The sequence below is a fragment of the Chelativorans sp. AA-79 genome, from assembly GCF_029457495.1.
Lineage (GTDB): Bacteria > Pseudomonadota > Alphaproteobacteria > Rhizobiales > Rhizobiaceae > Chelativorans.
In genome coordinates, this window is record NZ_CP120361.1 from 95,852 (window position 1) to 119,641 (window position 23,790).

General features: G+C 64.3%; 20 protein-coding genes. 10 read left to right on the forward strand and 10 right to left on the reverse strand.

What is annotated here, in order from left to right; all coding sequences use genetic code 11:
* Positions 1–87 precede the first annotated feature (87 nt).
* From PVE73_RS00450 to PVE73_RS00475, 6 genes are all read left to right on the forward strand, one after another.
* Complete coding sequence (locus PVE73_RS00450) at positions 88–984, forward strand: LysR family transcriptional regulator (RefSeq protein WP_277365057.1); 897 nt, start codon at positions 88–90, stop codon at positions 982–984.
* Between the two features lie 133 nt (positions 985–1,117).
* Positions 1,118–1,555 (forward strand): formate dehydrogenase subunit gamma, encoded by a 438-nt coding sequence (locus tag PVE73_RS00455; protein WP_277367294.1) that lies wholly within the window; start codon positions 1,118–1,120, stop codon positions 1,553–1,555.
* Positions 1,552–3,108: an NADH-quinone oxidoreductase subunit NuoF gene (locus PVE73_RS00460; RefSeq protein ID WP_277365058.1), complete on the forward strand. Its 1,557-nt coding sequence runs from the start codon at positions 1,552–1,554 to the stop codon at positions 3,106–3,108. The genes PVE73_RS00455 and PVE73_RS00460 overlap by 4 nt, the downstream gene beginning before the upstream one ends.
* Before the next feature lie 289 nt (positions 3,109–3,397).
* Positions 3,398–6,271 (forward strand): formate dehydrogenase subunit alpha, encoded by a 2,874-nt coding sequence (gene fdhF / locus PVE73_RS00465; RefSeq protein WP_277365059.1) that lies wholly within the window; start codon positions 3,398–3,400, stop codon positions 6,269–6,271.
* A gap of 172 nt (positions 6,272–6,443) precedes the next feature.
* Positions 6,444–7,265 (forward strand): formate dehydrogenase accessory sulfurtransferase FdhD, encoded by an 822-nt coding sequence (fdhD, locus tag PVE73_RS00470; protein ID WP_277365060.1) that lies wholly within the window; start codon positions 6,444–6,446, stop codon positions 7,263–7,265.
* Between the two features lie 37 nt (positions 7,266–7,302).
* Positions 7,303–7,506 (forward strand): formate dehydrogenase subunit delta, encoded by a 204-nt coding sequence (locus tag PVE73_RS00475; RefSeq protein ID WP_277365061.1) that lies wholly within the window; start codon positions 7,303–7,305, stop codon positions 7,504–7,506.
* A gap of 128 nt (positions 7,507–7,634) precedes the next feature.
* On the opposite strand, the gene PVE73_RS00480 is transcribed toward PVE73_RS00475, so the two are convergent.
* The 4 genes from PVE73_RS00480 to PVE73_RS00495 all read right to left on the reverse strand — a co-directional run bounded on the left by PVE73_RS00480 (position 7,635) and on the right by PVE73_RS00495 (position 12,833).
* Entirely contained in the window at positions 7,635–9,860 is a 2,226-nt protein-coding gene (locus PVE73_RS00480; protein WP_277365062.1) for a S8 family peptidase, read from the reverse strand.
* 262 nt (positions 9,861–10,122) lie between these two features.
* Positions 10,123–10,824 (reverse strand): HAD family hydrolase, encoded by a 702-nt coding sequence (locus PVE73_RS00485; RefSeq protein WP_277365063.1) that lies wholly within the window; start codon positions 10,822–10,824, stop codon positions 10,123–10,125.
* Between the two features lie 52 nt (positions 10,825–10,876).
* Positions 10,877–11,692 (reverse strand): aldo/keto reductase, encoded by an 816-nt coding sequence (locus tag PVE73_RS00490; protein WP_277365064.1) that lies wholly within the window; start codon positions 11,690–11,692, stop codon positions 10,877–10,879.
* Positions 11,693–11,807: 115 nt separating this feature from the next.
* Positions 11,808–12,833 carry an aldo/keto reductase gene (locus PVE73_RS00495; RefSeq protein WP_277365065.1) on the reverse strand — a complete coding sequence of 342 codons (1,026 nt, stop codon included), beginning with the start codon at positions 12,831–12,833 and terminating at the stop codon, positions 11,808–11,810.
* A gap of 169 nt (positions 12,834–13,002) precedes the next feature.
* On the opposite strand from PVE73_RS00495, the gene PVE73_RS00500 reads away from it, so the two are divergent.
* Both PVE73_RS00500 and PVE73_RS00505 read left to right on the forward strand, forming a co-directional pair.
* Positions 13,003–13,749 carry an SDR family NAD(P)-dependent oxidoreductase gene (locus PVE73_RS00500; RefSeq protein ID WP_277365066.1) on the forward strand — a complete coding sequence of 249 codons (747 nt, stop codon included), beginning with the start codon at positions 13,003–13,005 and terminating at the stop codon, positions 13,747–13,749.
* 64 nt (positions 13,750–13,813) lie between these two features.
* Entirely contained in the window at positions 13,814–14,083 is a 270-nt protein-coding gene (locus tag PVE73_RS00505; protein ID WP_277365067.1) for a hypothetical protein, read from the forward strand.
* A gap of 19 nt (positions 14,084–14,102) precedes the next feature.
* Here PVE73_RS00505 and cydB read toward each other — a convergent pair whose 3' ends face one another.
* The 3 genes from cydB to PVE73_RS00520 all read right to left on the reverse strand — a co-directional run bounded on the left by cydB (position 14,103) and on the right by PVE73_RS00520 (position 17,811).
* Positions 14,103–15,107, reverse strand: a complete 1,005-nt coding sequence (cydB, locus tag PVE73_RS00510) for a cytochrome d ubiquinol oxidase subunit II (protein ID WP_277365068.1) — start codon at positions 15,105–15,107, stop codon at positions 14,103–14,105.
* Positions 15,108–15,112: 5 nt separating this feature from the next.
* Positions 15,113–16,549, reverse strand: a complete 1,437-nt coding sequence (locus tag PVE73_RS00515) for a cytochrome ubiquinol oxidase subunit I (RefSeq protein WP_277365069.1) — start codon at positions 16,547–16,549, stop codon at positions 15,113–15,115.
* A 146-nt stretch (positions 16,550–16,695) separates the two neighbouring features.
* Positions 16,696–17,811, reverse strand: a complete 1,116-nt coding sequence (locus PVE73_RS00520; RefSeq protein ID WP_277365070.1) for a helix-turn-helix domain-containing protein — start codon at positions 17,809–17,811, stop codon at positions 16,696–16,698.
* Between the two features lie 901 nt (positions 17,812–18,712).
* Here PVE73_RS00520 and PVE73_RS00525 point away from each other — a divergent pair.
* Together PVE73_RS00525 and PVE73_RS00530 are read left to right on the forward strand one after the other, a co-directional pair.
* Positions 18,713–19,480 (forward strand): SDR family oxidoreductase, encoded by a 768-nt coding sequence (locus PVE73_RS00525; protein ID WP_277365071.1) that lies wholly within the window; start codon positions 18,713–18,715, stop codon positions 19,478–19,480.
* The gene (locus PVE73_RS00530) at positions 19,477–20,355 is read left to right on the forward strand and encodes an SMP-30/gluconolactonase/LRE family protein (RefSeq protein WP_277365072.1); all 879 of its coding nucleotides are present in this window, start codon (positions 19,477–19,479) and stop codon (positions 20,353–20,355) included. Before PVE73_RS00525 ends, PVE73_RS00530 begins: the two co-directional genes overlap by 4 nt.
* Before the next feature lie 12 nt (positions 20,356–20,367).
* On the opposite strand, the gene PVE73_RS00535 is transcribed toward PVE73_RS00530, so the two are convergent.
* From PVE73_RS00535 to PVE73_RS00545, 3 genes are read right to left on the reverse strand one after another with little or no spacing between them, the layout of a single operon-like run.
* Positions 20,368–20,988 (reverse strand): 2,3-bisphosphoglycerate-dependent phosphoglycerate mutase, encoded by a 621-nt coding sequence (locus PVE73_RS00535; RefSeq protein WP_277365073.1) that lies wholly within the window; start codon positions 20,986–20,988, stop codon positions 20,368–20,370.
* Between the two features lie 9 nt (positions 20,989–20,997).
* Entirely contained in the window at positions 20,998–21,831 is an 834-nt protein-coding gene (gene dapB, locus PVE73_RS00540) for a 4-hydroxy-tetrahydrodipicolinate reductase (protein WP_277365074.1), read from the reverse strand.
* Positions 21,831–23,693 (reverse strand): ABC transporter ATP-binding protein, encoded by a 1,863-nt coding sequence (locus PVE73_RS00545; protein ID WP_277367295.1) that lies wholly within the window; start codon positions 23,691–23,693, stop codon positions 21,831–21,833. The genes dapB and PVE73_RS00545 overlap by 1 nt, the downstream gene beginning before the upstream one ends.
* Positions 23,694–23,790: the final 97 nt, after the last annotated feature.

Below are 23,790 nucleotides of genomic sequence, written 5' to 3' on the forward strand. Positions count from 1 at the left end.
AAAAGCTTCAAACGGACACGGGAAAAGCACGGTGCCGTCCAGTGTGCAATGATGCGGGCTGGTATAAAACATGGCAAAGGTTGAGCCATGATCGACAAGCTGGAATTCTTCATCGCGCTCGCCAAGGAGCGGCATTTCGGCCGGGCCGCGGCGGAGCTCGGCGTCACGCAGCCCACGCTTTCCGCCGCCGTAAAACAGCTCGAGGATCAGCTCGGCGTCATGCTCGTGCAGCGCGGGTCGCGCTTCCAGGGCCTGACACCCGAGGGCCAACGCGTGCTCGAATGGGCGCGCCGCATCGTGGGCGACACGCGCACCATGCGCGAGGAGATGCGCACGGCCAGGCGCGGCCTTTCCGGCCATGTACGGATCGCAGTCATCCCCACCGCGCTTGCCATGATGCCGGCGCTCACTACGCCGTTTCGCGAGAAGCATCCGGACGTGACCTTTTCCATCGTTTCCCGCACCTCGCTCGAAGTGCTGACGCTTCTCGAAAATTTCGAGATCGATATCGGCATCACCTATCTCGACAATGAGCCGCTGGGGCGGGTGGTTTCCGTGCCGCTCTATTCCGAGCGCTACCAACTGATCACCGCGGCGGGGAACCGCTTCTCCGATCGCGAAAGAGTGACCTGGGCGGAGGTGGCCGAGCTGCCGCTGTGCCTGCTCACGCCGGACATGCAGAACCGGCGCATCATCAATAAGCATCTGGCGGAGGCGGGGGCGACCGTGCACCCCACGCTGGAATCGAACTCCATGATCCTGCTCTTCTCCCACATCCGCACGGGCAAATGGGCCTCCATCATGCCGCTCAACCTGGCGGAAGTGCTGGGTTTTGCCGAACCCATCCGGGCCATCCCCATCGTCGAGCCGGATGCGAGCCACCTGGTGGGCGTGGTGGCGGTGGAGCGTGAGCCGCATACGCCCATGGTCTCCGCCCTGCTCTACGAAGCGCGGCTGGCGGCGGAGAGCTTTGCGCGCGCTTGATAGAAGTTTTCTATCGTCCGACGGATATGCTATATTGATACAAAGCGGTGATGTCGTATTTCCTCCATGAGGACAATTCCAGGGAGGGCGCTGCGGCATGCAGCATGCAGGTACCGAGATCGTTTCCGCCGTCATGCCCATTATCGACCGGTGGAAAAAGGAGGAAGGCCCGCTTCTGCCGATCCTGAACGGCATCTTGCGGGAGCTGGGCCATGTGCCGCGCGAAGCAGTGCCGGTGATCGCGGAGGCGCTGAATCTTTCGCGCGCCGAGGTCTATGGCGTGGTCTCCTTCTATCACGATTATCGCGAGAACCCGCCGGGGCGGCACGTGCTGAAGCTCTGCCGCGCCGAGGCGTGCCAGTCCATGGGCGGCGATGCGATCGCGGAAAGGCTGGAAAGCCTGCTCGGCGTGAAGTTCGGCGAGACGGCGGCCGATGGTTCCGTGACGCTGGAGGCCGTCTATTGCCTGGGCCTGTGCGCCTGCGCGCCCTCGGCCATGCTGGACGGCGAGGTGGTCGGGCGACTGGACGGCGAGGCGGCCGAAGAGATCGCCCGGGAGGTGCGCCTATGACCGCCACCATCTATATCCCCCGCGATTCCGGCGCGCTGGCGCTCGGCGCGGAAAAGGTGGCTGCGGCCGCCGCCCGGGAACTGGAAACAAGAGGCGTGGACGCGAAGATCGTCCGCAACGGCTCGCGCGGGCTCTACTGGCTGGAGCCGATGGTGGAAGTGGAGACGGCGGAAGGCCGGGTGGCATACGGCCCCGTAAAGGTTTCCGACGTGCCGTCGCTCTTCGATAGCGATTTCCTCTCAGGCGGCGCGCATCCGCTCTTCCTCGGCAGGCCGGAGGAAATCCCCTTCCTCAAACGGCAAACCCGGCTCACCTTCGCGCGCTGCGGCATCATCGATCCCGTGTCGCTGGAGGATTACGAGGCGCATGGCGGGCTGAGGGGCCTCAAGCACGCGCTCGCCCTGACGCCGCTGCAGATCGTCGAACAAGTGACCGAATCCGGCCTGCGCGGGCGCGGCGGCGCAGGCTTCCCCACCGGCATCAAGTGGAAAACGGTGCACGACACGGCGGCCGCGCAGAAATACATCGTCTGCAACGCGGATGAAGGCGATTCCGGCACATTCGCCGACCGCATGATCATGGAGGGCGACCCCTTCGTGCTCATCGAGGGCATGGCCATCGCCGGCATCGCGACGGGTGCCGCGAAGGGCTACATCTATCTGCGCTCGGAATATCCCCATGCGGAGAAGGTGCTGAACGAGGCGATCGCCGCCGCGCGGCAGAGGGGCGTTCTGGGCAAGAGCGTGCTCGGCAGCGCTTACGCCTTCGACATGGAGGTGCGTGTCGGCGCCGGCGCCTATGTCTGCGGCGAGGAAACGGCGCTGCTCGACTCGCTCGAGGGCAAACGCGGCATGGTGCGCGCCAAGCCGCCGCTGCCCGCCCATGAGGGCCTGTTCGGCAAGCCCACGGTCATCAACAACGTTATCTCGCTCGCCTCCGTGCCGATCATCCTCGACAAGGGCGGCGCCTTCTATCGCGATTTCGGCATGGGCCGCTCGCGCGGCACCATCCCCATCCAGATCGCCGGCAACGTGAAGCATGGCGGGCTGTTCGAGGCGGCTTTCGGGCTGACGCTGGGCGAAATCGTCGATGATATCGGCGGCGGCACGGCCACGGGCCGGCCGGTGCGGGCTGTGCAGGTCGGCGGACCGCTCGGCGCCTATTTCCCGCGCGCACTGTTCGACACGCCGTTCGACTACGAGGCCTTCGCGGCCAAGGACGGGCTCATCGGCCATGCCGGCATCGTGGTCTTCGACGATACGGTCGACATGCTGAGACAGGCGCGGTTTGCCATGGAATTCTGTGCCGTGGAAAGCTGCGGCAAGTGCACGCCCTGCCGCATCGGCTCCACGCGCGGGGTGGAGGTGCTCGACCGGCTGGCGAAGGGGATTGAGCCGGTAAACCAGATCGAGATCGTCAGCGATCTCTGCAACACCATGAAATTCGGCTCGCTCTGCGCACTGGGCGGCTTCACACCCTATCCGGTGATGAGCGCGCTGACGCACTTCCCGGAGGATTTCCGTCCACAGCCGGTGCGGGAGGCGGCGGAGTGATGATGACATTCCACGTACCCATCTTCCTTTCCTCCAGTGCTCTGCCAAATTCGGTGCGGCCGGCGTGCGGCCGCAACGCTCAGGCATGGATCCTCGGATCAAGCCCGAGGATGACGAATGACGAAAACCGGGGTGGCAAATCTTCGGCGCTGGCGATTGGCAGAAATCTCTCCTCTTCGTCATCCTCGGGCTTGACCCGAGGATCCTTGCCTGAACGGCAAAGACATGCGCAAGCGTTTCAGGAAGGCTGCCTGACGGCTCAATCCACTCACACCACGGGAGCAGCGCCATGTGCTTCGTGAACGAGATCGACTACGGCACCCCGGCCTCGAAATCGGACAAGTCCATAACCCTCACCATCGATGGCAAGGAGATCGCCGTCCCCGAAGGCACGTCCATCATGCGGGCGGCGCGGATGGCCGGCATCGAGGTGCCGAAGCTGTGCGCCAACGATATGGTCAAGGCCTTCGGCTCCTGTCGGCTTTGCCTGGTGGAAATCGAGGGGCGCGGCGGAACGCCCGCCTCCTGCACCACGCCGGTGGCCGAGGGCCTGAAAGTTTCCACCCGCACGGATCGGGTGCAGGCCATCCGCCGCGGCATCATGGAACTCTACATGTCCGACCACCCGGAGGACTGCCCGGCCTGTGCCGCTGGCGACTGCGAGATGGTGGAGATGGCCGAGACCGTTGGCCTGCAAGAGATCCGCTACGGGCGCGGGGGCGAGAACCATCTGTGGCCGGCGCATGATGGCGAGGCCAATCCGCATTTCCTGGAGACGGACCTCTCCAACCCCTACTTCGCCTATGATGCCTCGCAGTGCATCGTCTGTTCGCTGTGCGTGCGCGCCTGCGAAGAGCAGCAGGGCACCTTCGCGCTGACCGTCGAGGGCCGCGGCTTCGAAAGCCGCATCTCCGCCGGCATGCACGAGCCCTTTCTGGAATCGGAATGTGTTTCCTGCGGCGCCTGCGTGCAGGCATGCCCGACAGGGGCATTGCGTGAGAAATCGGTCATCGAGAAAGGCATGCCCGACCATTCCGTCGTCACCACCTGCGCCTATTGCGGCGTCGGCTGCTCCTTCAAGGCGGAGATGCAGGGCGAGGAAGTCGTCCGCATGGTTCCTTACAAGGACGGCAAGGCCAATCGCGGCCATTCCTGCGTGAAGGGCCGCTTCGCTTATGGCTACACCAGCCACAAGGATCGCATCCTCAACCCCATGATTCGCGAGAAGATCACGGATCCATGGAGAGAGGTGACCTGGGAGGAGGCCTATGCCCATGTGGGCAGGGAATTCCGCCGCATCCAGTATCAATACGGCAAGGGCGCCGTCGGCGGCATCACCTCGTCGCGCTGCACGAACGAGGAGACCTATCTGGTCCAGAAGCTCGTGCGGCAGGGCTTCGGCAACAACAATGTCGATACCTGCGCGCGCGTCTGCCATTCCCCCACGGGCTACGGCCTGAAGACCACCTTCGGCACCTCCGCCGGCACGCAGGATTTCGATTCGGTCGAACATGCCGATGTGGTGTTGGTCATCGGCGCCAACCCCACCGATGGCCATCCCGTCTTCGCCTCGCGCCTCAAGAAGCGCTTGCGTCAGGGCGCCAAGCTCATCATCGTCGACCCCCGCCGCATCGATCTCGTGCGCACGCCGCATGTGGAGGCCGCCTATCACCTGCCGCTGCGTCCCGGCACGAATGTGGCCGTGCTCACCGCGCTCGGCCATGTGATCGTCTCGGAGGGGCTCATGAACGAGAGCTTCATTCGTGAGCGCTGCGACTGGGAGGAGTTCCAGGACTGGGCTTCCTTCGTCCTCCAGCCGGAAAACAGCCCCGAGGCGGTGGAGAAGGTATCCGGCGTACCGGCCGACCTCATCCGCGGCGCCGCACGCCTCTATGCTACCGGCGGCAACGGCGCCATCTATTACGGCCTCGGGGTCACCGAGCACAGCCAGGGCTCCACCACCGTCATGGCCATCGCCAACCTCGCCATGGCGACCGGCAATCTCGGCCGGCCGGGTGTGGGCGTGAACCCGCTGCGCGGCCAGAACAATGTGCAGGGCGCCTGTGACATGGGTTCCTTCCCACACGAGCTGCCCGGCTACCGCCACATCTCCGAAGACGCCACCCGCGCCATCTATGAAAGCCTGTGGGGCGTGAAGCTCGACGACGAGCCGGGCCTGCGCATCCCCAACATGCTGGATGCTGCGGTCGAGGGCTCATTCAAAGGGCTCTACATCCAGGGCGAGGACATCCTGCAGTCCGACCCGAACACGAAGCATGTCGCCGCCGGTCTCGAAGCTATGGAGTGCGTGGTGGTGCACGACCTCTTCCTCAACGAGACGGCGAACTATGCCCACGTCTTCCTGCCCGGCTCGACCTTCCTGGAAAAGGACGGCACCTTCACCAATGCCGAGCGCCGCATCAACCGCGTGCGCAAGGTGATGGAACCAAAGAACGGCTATGCCGACTGGGAGGTGACGCAGGAATTGGCCAAGGCGCTGGGCATGAACTGGAGCTACGAGCACCCCTCCGAGATCATGGCCGAAATCGCCGCCACCACGCCGAGTTTCGCCGGCGTCACCTACGAGCTTCTGGAGCGCGAAAGCTCCGTGCAGTGGCCGTGCAACGAGAAGGCGCCCACGGGTACACCGGTCATGCATATGGGCGGCTTCGTGCGCGGCAAGGGCAAGTTCATCCGTACCGCCTATGTGGCCACCGACGAAAAGGCCGGGCCGCGCTTCCCGCTGCTGCTGACCACCGGCCGTATTCTTTCGCAATACAATGTGGGCGCGCAGACGCGGCGCACGGAGAATGTGGTCTGGCACGACGAGGACCTTCTGGAGATCCACCCCTTCGACGCCGAAAACCGCGGCATCCGCGACCGCGATTGGGTGAAGCTCGCAAGCCGTTCCGGCGAGACGACTCTACGCGCGAAAGTCACCGACCGCGTGGCGCCGGGCGTGGTGTATACGACCTTTCACCACCCGGATACGCAAGCCAATGTGGTCACCACCGAATATTCCGACTGGGCGACCAACTGCCCCGAATACAAGGTGACCGCCGTGCAGGTGACACCTTCCAACGGGCCCAGCGAATGGCAGGAAAACTACGAGGAGCTTTCCCGCAGGAGCCGCCGCATCGTGCATGTGGAGCCAGCGGAGTGACAGACCGGATAGCGGCCACTGCGTTCTCTCTCCCGTGCGGTGAGGGTGGCCCGACGGGCCGGGTGGGAGCGGCCGAGGCCGCTCTCCGGCCTTTCATTCTTCCTGCGCCATTTAACCGCAAACGCAGTTCGTTCGGCACTCTCCCTGCAAGTGGGCGGGTAGGGAGCGCTCCATGACGTCCCCCCTCTCCAAGGTCCTTCGCACCGCCCAGCGCGCAGACGGAACGCGGCTTGCCGCCCGCGTGCTGCCCAAGGAAGCCGCCGTGGCGCTGTCCTATGGCGGCACCACGCACGCGGTGATGATGGCCACCCCCGACGATCTGGAGGATTTCGCACTCGGCTTCAGCCTCACCGAAGGGATCATTTCCTCGCCGGACGAGATCGATTCAATTGCCGTGCAGGATCTCGGCACGGGCTTCGATGTGCAGATCCGCTTGAAGGATACCGCCAACAAGCGTTTCGAGGCGCGGCGCCGACGTCTCGCCGGCCCGGTCGGCTGCGGTCTCTGCGGCATCGAATCCATCGAGGAGGCGATGCGCGACGTGCCTTCCGTGACAGACAATCCGCTCAGGCTCACCGCGCAGGACGTCGTGCAGTCCGTGCAACGGCTCTCCGAGCAGCAGACGCTACACCGGCAGACCGGCGCGGTGCATGCAGCCGGCTTCTATGTCGCCAGCAAAGGGATCGTCGCCACACGCGAGGATGTCGGCCGCCACAACGCACTCGACAAGCTGGCCGGCGCGCTCGCGAAGACCGGAATCCAGGGTACTTCCGGCGCCGTGATCATCACCAGCCGTGTTTCCGTCGAAATGGTTCAGAAGGCGGCGGCGATCGGTGCACCCGTGGTCATCGCGGTATCCGCGCCGACCGCGCTCGCCGTCACCACGGCCGAACAGTGCGGTCAGACAGTGGTTGCGCTGGTGCGGGGCAATGAGTTCGACGTCTTCACCCATCCCGAGCGCATCGAAACCGGAGCGGCCAGGCATGTCGCATGAGGCAGGATACAAGACCGGCAATGAGAGGCTCGTCTATATGGCGAACCAGATCGCGGCCTTTTTTGAGACCATGGGCCATGCCGAGGCCGTGGACGGCGTTGCCGACCACATCAACAAGTTTTGGGAACCGCGCATGCGGCGGCACTTCTTCGAAATCGTCGAGCGCGGCGGTGATGGCCTGAACCCGCTGGTGCTGCAAGCGGCTGCGAAGGTGAAGCGGCCGAAAGAGGCAGCGGCCTGAGGCAACAGTCTTGTATTGAATGGCAGGCGTCGCGGAGATGTTCAGGCATGGACTCTCAGGCTTGCCCCCGAATCCATGACAAACGGTCCCAACCCGCGGCCCCTCGAATGAGAGGTGCCGCCCCGTCCTCAAAACTCCTTCTTCAGTCCCAGCGAGACCGAATAGACCGGCTCAGGATCGCTGCCGGCGAGGAAATCCGTGTTGAAGCCGAAGAGCAGGTCGAAATCCTGCTCGGTGCGGTTCTTGTAAACGAAGCCCAGCCGGAGCGGCAGGTCTGAATCCGCAAGATCGACGGAGAGGTCGTCGTAGCGGATCGTGCCGTCGGCGTCGCGCCCGACCGGCAGGCGCAGCTTTGCCTCGCCGGCGAATGCCGCCGGCCGCACGCCCGCATAGAAGTCGAGCATGTCGCGCCCGGTGAAAACGTCGCGGCGCCGCGCGGTGAGCCCCCCGCTGGCATAGGCGAACGAGCCATAATCCACCAGCGCGGAAGGATCGTCGTCCACGAAGGTGCTGCCGAACTCGGCATAGGCGCCCACCGACCAGAACGCGGAAAGCGCCTTGCTGATGCTGACGCCCGCCGCCAAGTTGCCCGTGTTCTCGGCGGCCATGAAGGGGCCGCGCGCCTCCGTGCCGAAGAAGCTGCCGCCGCTCTGGCCGAAGGAGAAGGAAAGTTCGCTCGAAAAACCTTCGCGTGCGATCAGGCGCGAAACGGAAAAGGCCGTCGTGCCACCATTGGACACGTCCTGCATCTGACCGGAAAATTGCAGATAACCGCCATCCTCCGTCGGAAAGAGCTGCGAGAAGGCGGTATCGCCTTCGAGATTGGCGAGCGTCTGCGAGAAGAAGAGTTTCGGCACCGCCGCGTCGTGCAGGCCGGCGCCTGCGGCACTTTCCGCCTCGACAAAGGCGAAACTCGCGGCGATTCGGTCGACATTGCGCGAGAGATGGGCGGCGTCGGCGCTGGGTGCCCTCGAGCCGCCGCTTCCGTTGAGTTCGTCCCCGTCGACGTAGAAATCCGTCCCGAGCGCGTCGACCACCATGACGCTGCGCCCGGCCAGCGCCTTGGCCACGCTGTTGCCCACCACGGAACCCGAGGTGGTCACGCCGCCGTCCAGGCTGGTGCGCTCGGCGGTGAAGACGTTGCTGCCGCTCGCGACCGAAAGCCCGCCGACCGGCTCGAGGGCCCTCTTCATGTCCGGCACGCCGTGGCCGTAGTCGCTGGAATAGGCGTGCGTCACGCCGGGCGCGAAGGTCTGCTGGCCCACGATCGTGCTTTGAAAGCCTGCCCAATCCGTCCGCGCGGTGGCCAGCAGCCGCGTGGTCCATTCGGCCGGCGAAAGGTTCGGGAAGGCTTGCGCGAGGAGCGCGATCTGGCCGGAGACCTGCGGCGCGGCGAAGGAGGTGCCGGTGCCGATGACGTTGTCCTGATAGTAGGAATCGTCGCCACTGGCGGTAGGAAGATGGGCAAGTGTTCCGTCGCTCGTAACGCAGAACCGGGCCGCGGAGCCGCAAGGCGCAGAGAGCAGGGTGGCGCTGCGGATCGAGCCGTCACTGGTATTCAGCGTAAAGGACGCGTTGGTGACGGCGATCCAGGCCTCCGAAAGCTCCGGCACGAACAGGGGCAGGGCGGTCCAAGCGGAGGCATCTCCGAGGCTGGATTCGTTGGAATTGGCGACGACGATGACGCCCGAGGTCTGGAAATTGTCATAGGCGTGGAAGAGTGCCTGCCATTGCGCCGGCGTGCCGCCCCTTTGCATTGCGCTGTATACGGCATAGCTGCTCGCGCCGGAGTTTTCGTAGTTCGTCCTCTCCTGGCTGGCGGCAACTTCCGTGTCCCAGCCCCAGGAATTGTTCTGCGCGACGGCGCCTTTGGCTGCCGCGTCATTGGTGGCATTCGTAAGGTGACTAACCAGGCTTGCGGGAGCCACATTCTCCCAGGAGGTAAGGTGCAGATTCGCCTCCGGAGCCACTCCCATCATGCCGATGCCATCGGCCTTGCCCGCGACAATGGAGGTGACTGCGGTGCCGTGATCAAGCGGAGTATTGGTGCTGAGATAGGTGCTATCGATGCTCTTCCCGGCCAATTCCTGATGCGAGGTCAGAAAACCGTCGTCCACCACTGCAATCAGCGTGCCCGCACCACGCACCTTCTGGCCGTTGCTCAGCGTCGCCGTATGGGCGTAATGGATGTTCTGGAGCTCGTAATTGTTGGCGCCGGTGCAGCCCGTGCCGCAATTTTCGCCGGGGTCGATGCGGCGGAACTCGGAGCCGGCGGCATAAGAAGAGGCCGCAGTCTCATCCATCACCGGGTGGCCGGTCGGAGCTTCGACAGGCTCCTCCGGCGTGGAGGTCATCTGAGATTCTTCGCTGTCGCTTCCGCTACCGTCGCTTCCCCCGCCTCCGCAACCGGCAAGAAGAACGCAGGCCGAGCCTGCAAGCAGCTTCAGCGTAAAGTACCTGAAACTCATCCGAGCCGTTCCCCTCTGCGGCACGATCAGATTGGCCAGCCCGTTAAAAGAGCTGTTTGAATCACTTGGCGCTATAAAACAATTACATAAAGTTAACGAGTGAACGCACTCACATTTCTTCTCATGCCGTTGTAAAATTCGCCTGGCTTCAAGTGGATTCGATTTCCGCCAGCACTGTCGCAAGCGCACCCAGATCCGGCACTTCGCGGAAACGCGGCTCGTTGACCGGTGGTTCCTCGCGCTCGAAGGCCCAGGTCAGCGCGTGCGGCACGAAAACGCCCCAGCCGCCGGCGCGGATCGCAGGGATCACGTCGGATTTCAGCGAATTGCCGACCATCATGCTCTTGTCCGGCCCGTCGCCATGGCGATTGAAGACACGCACATAGGTCTCGACGGTCTTATCGCTGACGATCTCCACGCCATCGAAGAAATCGCCCAGGCCGGATTGGGCGAGCTTCCGCTCCTGGTCGAACAGATCGCCCTTGGTGACAAGCACCAGCCGGTACCGCCCCGACAGGGTTTCCAGCGTTTCGGCGGCGTGCGCAAGCGGCTCGATGGGGTGCTGCAGGAGTTCGCGGCCGATCTCCATGATCGTGGCGATGGTCGATGTGGGTACCTTGCCCGCCGTCACATCCAGTGCGGTCTCGATCATGGAAAGGGTGAAACCCTTGATACCGAAGCCGTAGAGCTTGAGATTGCGCATCTCCGCCTCAAGCAGGCGCTGTTTCAGATGCTTCGATTCGGCGTAGTCTGTCAGCAGGTCGGCGAAGCGCTCTTCCGTCACCCGGAAGAACTGCTCGTTCTGCCACAGCGTGTCGTCGGCGTCGAACCCGATCGTGGTGAGCCGCATGGCGATCCTCACACCCCTCGGGCCCACGCATAGCTGCGGATGGCAGCGGTGTCTATCGCTCCTCCGCGCCTTTACACAGCCTTCCCAGGGAGGAGAAATGCTCGTTCAGGTCGTCGAGCGCGGCAAGGTCGTTCTCATCGAGCGTGAAGTCGAAGACGTCAGCGTTTTCTTCCAGATGGTCGCGGCTGTTGGCCTTGGGGATGGGCACGGTCCCGCGTTGCAGGTTCCAGCGGATGAGCACCTGCGCCGCGCTCTTGCCGTATCGCGCGCCCATATCGCGCAGCACTTCGTCATCAAGCCGCGTGGCCCGCGTGAGGGGGCTGTAGGCCTGGATCAGTATTCCCTCGAAATCCGCGTGGTGCTTCAGATCCATATCGTGGCCGAAAGGGCTCCACTCGATCTGGTTGACCGCGGGTATCTCCCCGGTGACGTCGACCAACTGCTCGATGAGCTCGATGGAGTAGTTGCTGACGCCGATGTCGCGCACGAGCCCTTCGTCCCGCGCGCGGATCAGCGCACGCCACAGCTCCTCGCCGGCGCCCGTGCTGGGCGGCCGGTGGATGAGCATGAGGTCCGCATAGTCGAAGCCGAGTTCTTGCAGATTGGCCTTGGTCGCCTGGTAGGCGTCCCCGGTTTCTTCCACCTTGGTGACCAGGTAGATGTCCCGGCGGTCCAATCCCGTCCGCCGGAACCCGTCTCCGATGCCCGGTTGCGTTCCATAATCGCCGGAGGTGTCGATCATCCGGTATCCGAGAGCCAGGGCCGCGGCGATGGTCTCCGCCGTGTTCCGGGTGAGCTGCCATGTGCCCAGCCCGAGGACAGGCATATGATTGCCGGTATGCAGCCGGGCGGTCGAAGAGAGATCCATCACCACACCTCCTCCCAGCGAGAGCAGTAAAAAACGATTACATCAGGTAATGCGCACGCGAGGGAATCGGTTCCAGGCGGACCGGCGCCTTATCGCATCTTCGAACGGTCCCCGCCTACAAGCCCGTCGGCGCGTCCCGGTGCATCAGGCCTTCTGCCTTGAGGTCGGCCCAGAGGCGCGCCGGGATCTCCCTGTCGAGAACCTCGCGATTACCCCTCACCTGCGCGACGCTCTGGCCGCCGGGGATGATCGAACAGACGACGGGGCTGAGAAGGGGGAAGCGCAACGCGGCTTCGATGAGCCGCACGCCGTGCCGCGTACAAACCTTCTCGATGCGGGCCACCCGGTCGAGGATCTCCTGCGGCGCCTCGGAATAGTTGTAATAGGCGCCTGGCACCGCTCCGGTCGCCAATATGCCGGAATTGTACGGCCCGCCGAGAATGATGCCGATGCCGCGCTGCTCGCAAAGCGGCAGGAAGGTGTCGAGCGCCTCCTGCTCGAGGAGCGTGTAGCGTCCGGCGAGCAGGAAGAGGTCGAAATCACCCCGCTCGGCGAGCCACTGGCACGACTGCCACTCGTTCACGCCCGCGCCAAAAGCCTTGATGACGCCCTGATCGCGCAGCGAGAGCAGCGCGTGATACCCCGACTCGATGAATTCCTCGAGCTTCGGCTCCAAGGCCTCCCGCGAGCCGTGCGTGAAGATGTCCAGGTCGTGCGCGTAGAGGATATCGACGCGCTCGACTCCCAGCCGCTCCAGCGAAAACTCGAAGGAGCGCATCACGCCGTCATAGGTGTAGTCGTAGACCTCGCGCCGTGACGGGGTTTCGAAAAACTTGCCGATGCCGGTGCGCTTCTCCGGCGAACATGCTTTCAACAGCCGGCCCACTTTGGTCGAAAGCACGTACTCCTCGCGCTTCCTGCCGCGCAGGAAGCGATTGAGGCGCGTTTCGGCAAGGCCGAGGCCGTAGAGCGGCGCGGTATCGAAATAACGCGAGCCGGTCTCCCAAGCCGCCTCCAGCACCGCGTGTGCCTCTTCGTCGGAGATGGCCTTGTAGAGATTGCCGAGCGGCGCAGTGCCGAAACCGAGCTCGCTGAAGGAAATACCGCCATTGCCGATCCGATCGAAACGTCGCGTCTTCATCTCGATTTTCTGCCTCCGTCCTGAGCGCGCGGACAGTAGAGCCTTTCATGGTCGGATTGAAAGGATTCCGTTCGCATCGGAGCGCCCGCGCCACAACCCGCCTTGACGACAGGCCGGTGCAGGGTGGCAATCTGTGCGGCAACCGGATGTGATCAGGGAGGAGGAGTGGATGAACCAGATCGATCTTGCCGGGCAGGCGGCGGTCGTCACAGGCGGCGCACAGGGCATCGGCTATGCGGTGGCCGAGCGCCTCGTTGCCTCGGGCGCCAGGGTCAGCCTGTGGGATGTGAACGAGGAGCTGGTCGCCTCGGCGGCGGCCTCCCTCGGCGATGCCGTAACGGCGGTCGCGGTCGACATCACCGATTACGACGCCGTCGCCAGGGCGGCGGCGGGGACGGAGAGGGCGCTGGGGACGATCGACATCATGGTTCATTCCGCCGGCATCGCCGGAAAGAACGGGCCGCTCGACGAATATGACCTCGGGGAGTGGCGGCGCGTCATCGACATCGACCTCAACGGCACCTTCCACGTCAATCGTGCCGTGGTTCCCGGCATGAAGGCGCGAAACTACGGCCGTATCGTCAATATTGCCTCGATCGCCGGCAAGGAAGGAAATCCCAATGCCTCGGCCTATGCGGCGGCGAAGGGTGGCGTGATCGCCATGACCAAGGCGCTTGGAAAGGAGCTGGCGGGCTACGATATCGCGGTAAACTGCATCACCCCGGCCACGGCGAAGACGCGCATCCTGGACGAGCTCAAGCCGGAATTCATCGACTACATGCTGAGCCGGATCCCGCGCGGACGGTTCCTCGAGGTGGAGGAGGCGGCAAACATGGTCGCGTGGCTGGTGAGCCGGGAAAACAGCTTCACCACGGCCGCCGTGTTCGATTTGTCCGGTGGGCGCGCCACCTATTAGCTCCTTCCAATGGCCCGGATTACCCGTTAAATGACTTCCGCTTCCACGAAGAACCGAGGCGAACATGGTTCCTGCTCTGGCTGCCGTCTGCGCGGCATTGATGATGGCCTTGGCCGCACTGCGCGGTTTCCGGCGCAAGGCGAGGCCCGTCGAGCGGCTTTATTCGCTCGCCACGGGCGGCTGGTCGGCCCTGGGTGCGGCGATCTATTACCCCGCGCTCTACGGGCGCTGGGCGCCGGTCGGCTTGGCCCATAGCCACCTGCTGGTAACCGTTTTCGGCTTCGGCCTGGTGCTCTTAGGTGTGGTCGGCGCCTCGCTGCTCATCGGCGACTGAGCAAGGCGCCCGCCGCCGCTCAGTGATATCCTTCTCCAGGCTCGACCTTGGCGCGGAACATCCAGTAGACGAAGGCCGTGTATCCGAGCACGAGCGGCAGCAGGAAAATCGTGCCGATCAGCAGGAAGATCTGCGAGGCGGGCGCGGCCGCCGTGTCCCAGAAGGTCAGATGCGGCGGCACCAGATAGGGCACGTTCGAGATCACAAGGCCCGCATAGCCAAGCAGGAACAGGAGGATGGCGCCGGCAAAGGGCAGTCCTTCGCGGCCCTGTTTCAGCCAGCGCCAGATGCCGAACCCGACAAGGGCTGCGGCCAACGGCACGGGCCATAGCAAATAGAGGTTGGGCAGGCTGAACCAGCGCTCCGCGATGCGGTCGACGGCAAGCGGTGTCCACAGGCTGACGACCGCCATCGCGCCCAGCACGGCAAGCAGGAGCGGCGTTGCGAAACGGCGGGCAAGCGCCTGCACCGGGCCCGAGGTACGCATGATGAGCCAGGTGGCGCCGAGCAGCCCGTAACCCGCCACCACGGCGAGCCCCACAAAGAGCGAGAAGGGAGTGAGCCAGTCGAACGCGCCACCGGCATACTGGCCGTCCGCAACGGTGATACCCTGCAGCAGCCCGCCCAGGATCACGCCCTGCAGGAAGGCCGCGACGATCGAGCCGCCCGCGAAAGCGATGTCCCACATCCTGTGGCTGGGCTTGGCCACCCAGCGGAACTCGAAGGAGACGCCGCGGAAGACCAGCGCGAGCAGCATGCCGAGGACCGGCAGGTAGAAAGCCGGCATGATCACCGCATAGGCCATCGGGAAGGCCACCCACAGGCCGCCCCCGCCCAGAACGAGCCATGTCTCGTTGCCGTCCCAGAAGGGTGCGACCGAATTCATCATCTGGTCGCGTTCCTCCTCCTCGGGCGTGAAGGGGAAGAGAATGCCGATGCCGAGATCGAAGCCGTCGAGGACGACATACATCGCCACCGCGGTGCCGATGAGGCCGGCCCAGATGACAGGAAGATACCATTCCATTGCAGTCATCCCTTCGGTGCGGTGAGCGGCTTGCCGGGACCTTCGTTCGCCGGCCGGCCGGTGGCTTCGCGAGTGGCTTCCTCGGCGGCGGAGAGCGGCCGGTTGGGCACGCCCGCGGCGGCCTCGGTGGCTTCGCCCTTGGGGCCGGAGTTGATCAGCCGGTTGATGTAATAGATGCCGGTGGCAAACACGATGCCGTAGATGAAGACGAACAGGGCGAGCGTGCCCGCCACGCTCGCCCCCGGCACGGGCGAGATGCCGTCTGCAGTCCGCAGGTGCCCGTAGACGAGCCAGGGCTGCCGCCCCTGCTCCGTGACGAACCAGCCGGCGAGGATCGCGACGAAGCCGAGCGGCCACATGTGGGAGGTCGCGCGCAGGAAGAGCCTGTTGTCGAAGAGGCGACCCCGCCACCACAAATAGAGGCCCCAGAATCCGGTGACGATCAGCAGCAGGCCGATGCCGACCATGATCCGAAAGGTGAAGAAGACATTGGCGATCGGTGGCCACTGGTCCTCGGGAAAATCCGTGATCCCGAGATAGGTGCCCTCCCAGTCATGGGTGAGGATGAGCGAGCCGAGGTTCGGGATCGCCACTTCCAGATGATTCGTCCGCGCTTCCTCGTCGGGAAGGCCGAACAGGACGAGTGCGCCAGGGTCGCGGCCGCTCCAGTGCCCTTCCATGGCCGCAACCTTCACCGGCTGGTGTTCCAGCGTGTTGAGGCCGTGCATGTCGCCGATGACGAGCTGCAGCGTGGCGGAGACGGCGATCATGCCCACGGCCATCCGCATCATCGTACGGCTTTCTTCGATATGGCGCCCGCCGAGCAGGTAGCGCGCTCCCACCGCCAGAACCACGACGGCCGTGGTGAGGTAGGCCGCGTTGAGCATATGCGCGAAACGGTAGGGGAAGCTCGGATTGAAGATGATCTGCAGCCAGTCGAGCGGATAGGCGACGCCGTCGCGGATTTCGTGCCCTGCGGGAGTCTGCATCCAGCTGTTGGCGGCGAGAATCCAGAATGCGCTGATCGCCGTTCCGGTCGCTACCAGGCATGCCGCCACGGTGATGAGCCAGGGCGGGAAGCGGTTCCACCCGAACAGGAGGATGCCGAGGAAGGTTGCCTCCAAATAGAAAGCCGTCAGTACCTCGTAGCCGATCAACGGGCCGATGACGTTGCCGGCGTATTCGGAGAAGCGGCTCCAGTTCGTGCCGAACTGATAGCTGAGCACGATGCCGGAGACCACACCCATGGCGAAGGAGACGGCGAAGATCTTGGTCCAGAACCGTGCCAGCCGCTGATACTTGTCGTTCCTGGTCCACCGCCAGGCCATCAGCAGTACGGCGATGAAAGCCGAAAGTCCTATGGTGAAGGCAGGAAAGATGATGTGGAACGAAATCGTGAACGCAAACTGGATACGCGCCAGCAGGACCGGATCAAATTCCATAGCGCTCTCCACCGCTCCGCATCGCTCCGGCGATCACGTCCGGTTATAATGGAGGAGCGTTCCCGAATGTCCACCCCCGGATGGTTACATCCGGCGCGCGCCGAATCCCTTGCCGAACACAGGGCCTTCGGGCCGGCGGGCGTTTCTCAGTTCGCTAATGTTTCGAGCCAGCTTCCGAAGGTTTCCGTGCTCTCCGGGAGGTGTGCGTTTCCAAAGGCGCCGCGGCCGAGGGACATCGGGTCCCGCGCGTCACGGGGGCTGTAGCCGAACTCGGCCTTGAATGCGCGGCTGAAATTCGCCGGCGTGTCGAAGCCGACGGCTTCCGCGATCTCGAGAATGCGCTGGCCGTTGGCCGGATCGCTGAGCGCGGCATGAGCGGCCAGAAGGCGTTTTTTCCTGATATAGTGCAGCACCCCGCCGCTGGACTCGAACAGCTGGTAGAGACGCGTGCGCGATATGCCGAGTTCCTGGCAGAGGCTGTCGGGTGTAAGTTCGGGGGAGGCGAGGTGCTGGTGGACATGGCGCCGCGCCCGTTCCATCAGGCCGGCCGCCTGATGGTCTGCCGTGGGCTTGTGGGCTCCTGAGGGAACACTTACGGTCATCATGTTGCGCAGCGTCTGCGCGATTCCCGGAAGATCCTCCGCCACCAGACTGCACAGGGATGCTTCCACGCTGCTCACATAGTCGATCAGCAGCCTAGCAAGGTTTCCCGATCTGATCGAGTTGTTTGCATCGTCGAGAATCGCCGAGGCATCGCCGAAGAGATCGCGCGGCATGTAGAAGATCAAGGATTCCGCCTCGGTGATTCGTCCGCGGAACGGGTACCCGAGCGTTCGCAATTCCGCCTTGCCGGGCACGTTGTGGGCGACCCGGCGGTCGACCTCGGTCCAGCTCTGGCCGCTGCGCAGCAGGCCCAGGCTCCAATGATCGATCGGGCTCGCCCGCAGCTTGATCGCCGACCGCTCATAGCTGTGAGCCGGCGCGCGCTGTTGTACGATCAGCACCTTCCCCAGATTCCAGGCGACATGATCGGCGGGAAACCCGTGACCTGTCGACACATCGTCCGGCAGCCTGAGGTCCGCAAGCGGCTTCATATAGTCCTGCCATGCGCCGAACTGATCCCGTGCCGGCAAACTGCGGGTGGAGAACTTCAGCGGTTTCAGAACGGGTGCCCCCTTCCTGAAAGCCTCGGTTCCCGTCTCCGGTCCCCGCGGCCAGCGGCGCCGCTCCATAGCCGCCCCAGCACCGTTGCGTTCGTCCATATCCGTCCTGTGAACTCTCGGCGGACTCTCGCCCATTGGCCTGCCACTCCGGCCCTCTTCCAACAGTGCTCCCGCCCTCTGGCCTTTTCGAGGCATTCCGGGTCGAAGACATAAAACGCCCGAGTGCGCTGCCTGTTCCAAATCAACGGTTCGCAGGTGAAGCTGTGCGGCGGCGTCAACTCTTCGCCCTTGCAAGAATGTACTCGATGATAATTCCGCGGATTCTGAGGTAATGACAGAATTCTCCCATGGTCGTATCTATCGGATGCTGCCGATAGAGGTCAATTTGTCCTTTCGGGGGAAATAACGGGCCTCTTTGAATACAACTCAGGGTTCGAGAAGAGTTCCGTGAGGTCCAGAGCTGTTGCTTGGCTTCGCTGAGGACCTGTTCTTATGTTGAATGCAAATCGCGGGCTCGGATCCGCCGCGAATAGGCGTTGCCGGCTACGGGTTTTCTCGGATCTCCACTTTTGAGGCATTTCTGCCTCGGCGGGGCGCCATGCGGCTTGCCTCGACAGTTCTTCACGGGGTGCGCGGTGAGATATCCGGCGCAAGCGCCGAGTTTCGAATTCAGCTTGGTGGCCGCTAACCCGCGGAACCGTCCCTCCGAGGATCGGTCACCGAGAGAAGACGGCCAGTGATGGCCGTCTTCTGCAATTCCGCCTCCGCGAGAATCGCTGCTAAGACCGCGCGCTCCCGTTTTCCACATCCCACTCGGTGAATCTCCTTGAAAACGCCAGACGGCGGAGCCGGGCGTAGCGGCAATGAAGCTCGCTTTCACCGTCCCACTTCTGAGCTTGCCGAACGCTCGAGGGGGGATGCGCGACGAAACCGACATGGCTACCCCTTGTTCACTTGGCGGGCTATATAGGCTAACGCGCCAGTCCATGGAGGCGTTCAGATGATGCACACAGGACAATTTCCGGATCTCGAAAATGCGTCCGTGCTGATCACGGGTGGCGGTATGAGCATCGGTGCCGCCCTTACCGAAGGCTTTCTGCGGCAGGGCGCACGGGTCGCCTTCATCGATATCGCAGAGAACGAAAGCCGTGCCCTCTGCGGGCGGCTGCATGACGCGCTTCACCGCACGCCGCTTTTCCTGCACGCCGACTTGCGAGACATCTCGGCACTGCGCAAGGCCGCCGCTGAAGCCCAGGAGGCGAACGGCCCCGTCACGGTGCTGGTCAACAACGCGGCGCGCGACGACCGGCACGAAATCGAGGAGGTGACACCCGACTACTGGGACAACAACCAGGCGGTCAACCTGCGTCCCCAATTCTTCGCCGCGCAGGCCGTCGTGCCCGGCATGAAGGCGGCGGGCGGCGGCTCCATCATCAATTTCACCTCCATCTCCTACATGATCAACAACGGCGAAATGCCGGCCTATACGGCCGCCAAAGGCGGCATCGTCGGGCTCACGAAAGGGCTCGCCGGCGCCCTCGGTCCCTTCGGCATCCGCGTCAACGCGCTTGCTCCCGGCTGGGTGATGACGGAGCGGCAGAAGGATCTCTGGGTCACGGAGGAAGGGCTCAAGGACTTCGTGGCGCGCCAATGCCTGAAGAGAGAACTGGAGCCCGCGGACATGGTCGGGCCGTGCCTTTTCCTGGCGTCCGGCGCTTCGCGCGCGATCACCGCGCAGACAATCATCGTCGATGGAGGATATCTATGAGCAAGGTCGCGGTTTCGGTCCTGTCGGACGTCGCTTGCCGCCTGGGCGAGGGGCCGAGCTACGATGCGCGCACGGATACGCTCTTCTGGTTCGACATTCTTGAGCGCAAGCTGCTGGAGAAGCCGCTGTCGGGCACGGAGACGATCGTGCACACACTTCCGGTCATGGCGAGCGCGATCGCCGATATCGATGCGGAACGCCAGCTTCTGGTCACGGAAACCGGCCTGCAGCTGCGCGACCGCGCCTCGGGCCGGCTGGACATGCTGATGGAGGTGGATGCGAACCGACCCGACATGCGGTCGAACGATGCCCGGCCTCACCCGGCCGGGGCGCTCTGGTTCGGCACCATGAGCAAGACGGCGGAGGAGCAGGCCGGCGCTATCTATTGGTTCTTCAAGGGCGAGCTGCGCCGGCTCTTCTCTCACATCACCGTCCCCAACTCGATCTGCTTCTCGCCCGACGGAGCGATCGGCTATTTCGCCGACACGCGCGAGAATCGGCTCTATCGCATTGCCTGCGATCCGGAGACCGGGTTGCCCGTGGACGACCCGGTGCTCACCGTGGAAGGCAAGGAAATGCCGGGCGGCATCGACGGCTCGGTGGTCGATACGCAGGGGACCATCTGGAATGCGCGTTGGGGTGGCGCAAGAATCGATGCGTGGAGCCCGCGCGGCGAGCTCATCCGCTCGATTCCTATGCCGGCGCGGCAGATCTCCTGCCCGGTCTTCATCGGCCGTGACGCCGGCCGGCTCGCCGCCACCTCCGCCTATGAGGGCATGGACGGGGAAGCACGCGAGGCCGATCCGGAGGCGGGCAAGACCTTCCTCGTCGACCTCGACGTGCAGGGGCGCCTGGACCCGCCGGTGCTGCTTTGACGGGCAGGCGGCTCAGCCTTCCAGGATTTCCTTCGAGGCCGCGGTCGAATCGGCGTTGAGCCGGTAGACGATGGGAACGCCCGTTGCGATCTCCATCTTGACGATCTCCTCGCCGGAAAGGCGATCCAACACCATCACCAGCGCGCGCAGCGAATTGCCGTGAGCGCTCACCAGCACCGTCTTCCCGCGAAGCACCTGCGGCAGGACCTCGCGCAGGTAATAGGGCCAGACGCGTGCGCCGGTGTCGCGCAGGCTCTCGCCGCCAGGTGGCGGCACGTCGTAGGAGCGGCGCCAGATATGCACCTGCTCCTCGCCCCACTTCTTGCGCGCGTCGTCCTTGTTCAAGCCGGAGAGGTCGCCGTAGTCGCGCTCGTTGAGCGCCTGGTCGCGGATGGTTTCGAGATCGGGCAGGCCGAGCACCTCGAGAATGTGCGTGTTCGTCACCTGGGCGCGCGAGAGGACGGACGTGAAGGCGATGTCCGGCTTCAGCCCCTTCTCCCTGATCCTGCGGCCGGCGGTCTTCGCCTCCTCATGCCCGCGTTCCGAGAGGCCGGGGTCCCGCCAGCCCGTGAACAGGTTCTTCAGGTTCCATTCGCTCTGGCCGTGGCGGACGAGGATGAGGGTTCCGGACATGTTTCTCCCCTATGAGGCTTGGACGGACGTTTCGGAAAGGCCCAGCACGTCGAGCATGGAATGAAGTCCAGGCTTCCTGCCGCGGGCCCAGAGTGCAGCCTTCACCGCGCCGCGCGCGAAGATGGTGCGGTCTTCTGCTTGATGCGAGAGCGTGATGCGTTCCCCGGCGCCCGCCAGGATGACGGAATGGTCGCCCACGACCGAGCCGCCGCGCAGCGTGGCGAAGCCGATCGTGCCTGCTTCGCGCGGGCCGGTATGGCCGTCACGGACGCGCACGCTTTCCTCCGCCAGGTCGACGCTGCGCCCTTCGGCGGCCGCTTCGCCCAGGAGCAGGGCGGTGCCGGACGGCGCGTCCACCTTGTGGCGGTGATGCATCTCCAGGATCTCGATGTCGAAATCGGCCGCATCGAGCGCCCTAGCCGCCTGCTTCACCAGGACCGCGAGCAGGTTGACGCCAAGGCTCATATTGCCCGACTTGACGATGGTCGCATGGCGGGCCGCGGCGGCGATCGCCGCCTCGTCCTCGCCGGAAAGCCCGGTCGTGCCGATCACATGAACGATGCGGGCCTGTGCGGCATACCCCGCAAACTCGACCGTCGCCCGGGGCGTGGTGAAGTCGAGCACGCCGTCGGCCCTGGCGAAGACCGGCAGCGGATCGTCGTTGATCTCGACATTGATGATGCCGATGCCGGCGAGCTCGCCGGCATCGCGGCCGAGATGCGGCGAGCCGGCGCGTTCGACCGCGCCCACCACCCGCGCGCCTTCCATGGCATGGATGGTGCGGATGAGCGTCTGGCCCATCCGGCCGCCCGCTCCGACCACAACGAGACCCATATCGTCCATCAACGGCCCTCCTCGGCTTCACTCATCGGGGTGCCCTTCACATCGACCGTGGCACCTTCCAGCAGATTCTCCGCCCCTTCGGTCTGCATGCGATAGAAGCGGGCATAGATGCCATGCGGCTTCTTAACCAGCATGCGATGCGTCCCCTGCTCCACCAGGCGGCCCTCCTCCAATACGACGATATGGTCGGCGTTGACGACAGTGGAAAGACGGTGCGCGATCACCAGCGTCGTGCGCTTGGCCATCACCCGCTCCAGGGCCTGCTGCACCTTGGCCTCCGATTCGTTGTCGAGCGCCGACGTGGCCTCGTCCAGGAGCAGGATGGGCGCATTGCGCACGATCGCGCGCGCAATGGAAAGGCGCTGGCGCTGCCCGCCGGAAAGCGTTGCGCCATTTTCTCCAACCAGCGTCTCGTAGCCGTTCTCCTGCTGCAGGATGAATTCCTCCGCATTTGCGAGTCTCGCGGCCTCCTCCACCTCCGCATCGGCGGCATCCGGCCGGCCGTAGCGGACGTTGTCGCGGATCGTGCCCTCGAAAAGATAAGGATGCTGCGAGACATAGGCGATGCTCGACCGCAGGGACCGCTTCGTGACCCGGGAAATGTCCTGTCCGTCGACCAGGATCGCGCCGCCGTCGAGGTCGTAGAAGCGCTGCAGCAGTGCGAAGAGCGTGGACTTGCCTGCGCCTGACGGCCCCACGATCGCCGTGGTCCTGCCCGCCGCCGCATCGAAGCTGACGCCATGCAGCACCGGCATGTGCTCCGAATAGGAGAAGCGTACCTTTTCGAAGCGCACGTTTCCCGTGCTGAGCTTCAGGGGCTCGGCGCCCGGTGCATCCGGCTGCGCGGGCTCGAGGTCGAGGATCTCGTAGATCATGCGCGCATTCACCAGCGCCCGCTCGATGTTGACCGGCGCCCGCACGAGCTTTCGTGCCGGCTCGTATGACAGGAACAGCGCGCCGAGAAACGCCACCACCGCGCCCGGCGGCTCGCCGTTCCTCGCGATGCGCCAGCCCGCATAGACGACGACGGCGGCAATGGCGAAGCCGGTCAGGAGCTCGGTGATCGGCCCCAGCCGCTCGGAAAGGCGCGCGATCTTGTTTGAACGCGCCTCCGCATTCTTGATCAGCCTGGCCATCTTATCGGCCAACACGCTTTCCATCGTGAAGGCCTTGATGATGGAGATTCCCTGGACGGATTCCTGCATGGCGCCGAGAAGACGGGAATTGATCTCCACCGCCTCGCGGCTCACGCTGCGCACCCGCCGGGTCACGTAGCCGATGGCGTAGAGGAGCGGCGGGACGATGATCAGCACGAAGAGCGACAGCACCGGATCCATCGTCACCATCGCCACCACCAGCGTGACGAGTTGGACCACGTCGCGGGCCAAGGCGGCCAGGGTCAGGTTCAGGAGATCGCGAATGCCCGTGACGTTCTGCGCGATCCGGGAAGCAAGCTGGCCGGAGCGCGTCCCGGTGAAAAAGCCGACATCAAGCCGCATGAGGTGATCGAACATACGGCGCTGGTAGCGGGCCACGATGTTGTTGCCGACCTGGGCCAGCAGCACCGCCTGGCCGTAGCTTGCGACGCCGCGGATGGCGAAGACGACGACGATCGCCCCGGCGATCATCCAGGCGGCGTTCCAGTCGCGCTCGACGAAGACGTCGTCGGTTATGTATTTCAGCGCCCATACGTTGAAATAAGCCGTGGGCGCAAGGATCAGCATGCAGAGGATGGCCAGTCGGTATTGCGGGATGAAATCCCGACCGTTCTCCGCCAGCACCCGCCGGATGACGGCAATGATCGCATCCGGCTCTATCTTGCTCGGGAACCTGCCGAAGATCGAGGCGACTGTCGTTCGCAAACTGCCCAACTGTGACTGTCCTTCGTCTGCTGTCCCGCACGCTCCGCGGCGCTCGCCCATGGCTGCGGCCAGCCTATGCCCGATCGACGGCGCACAT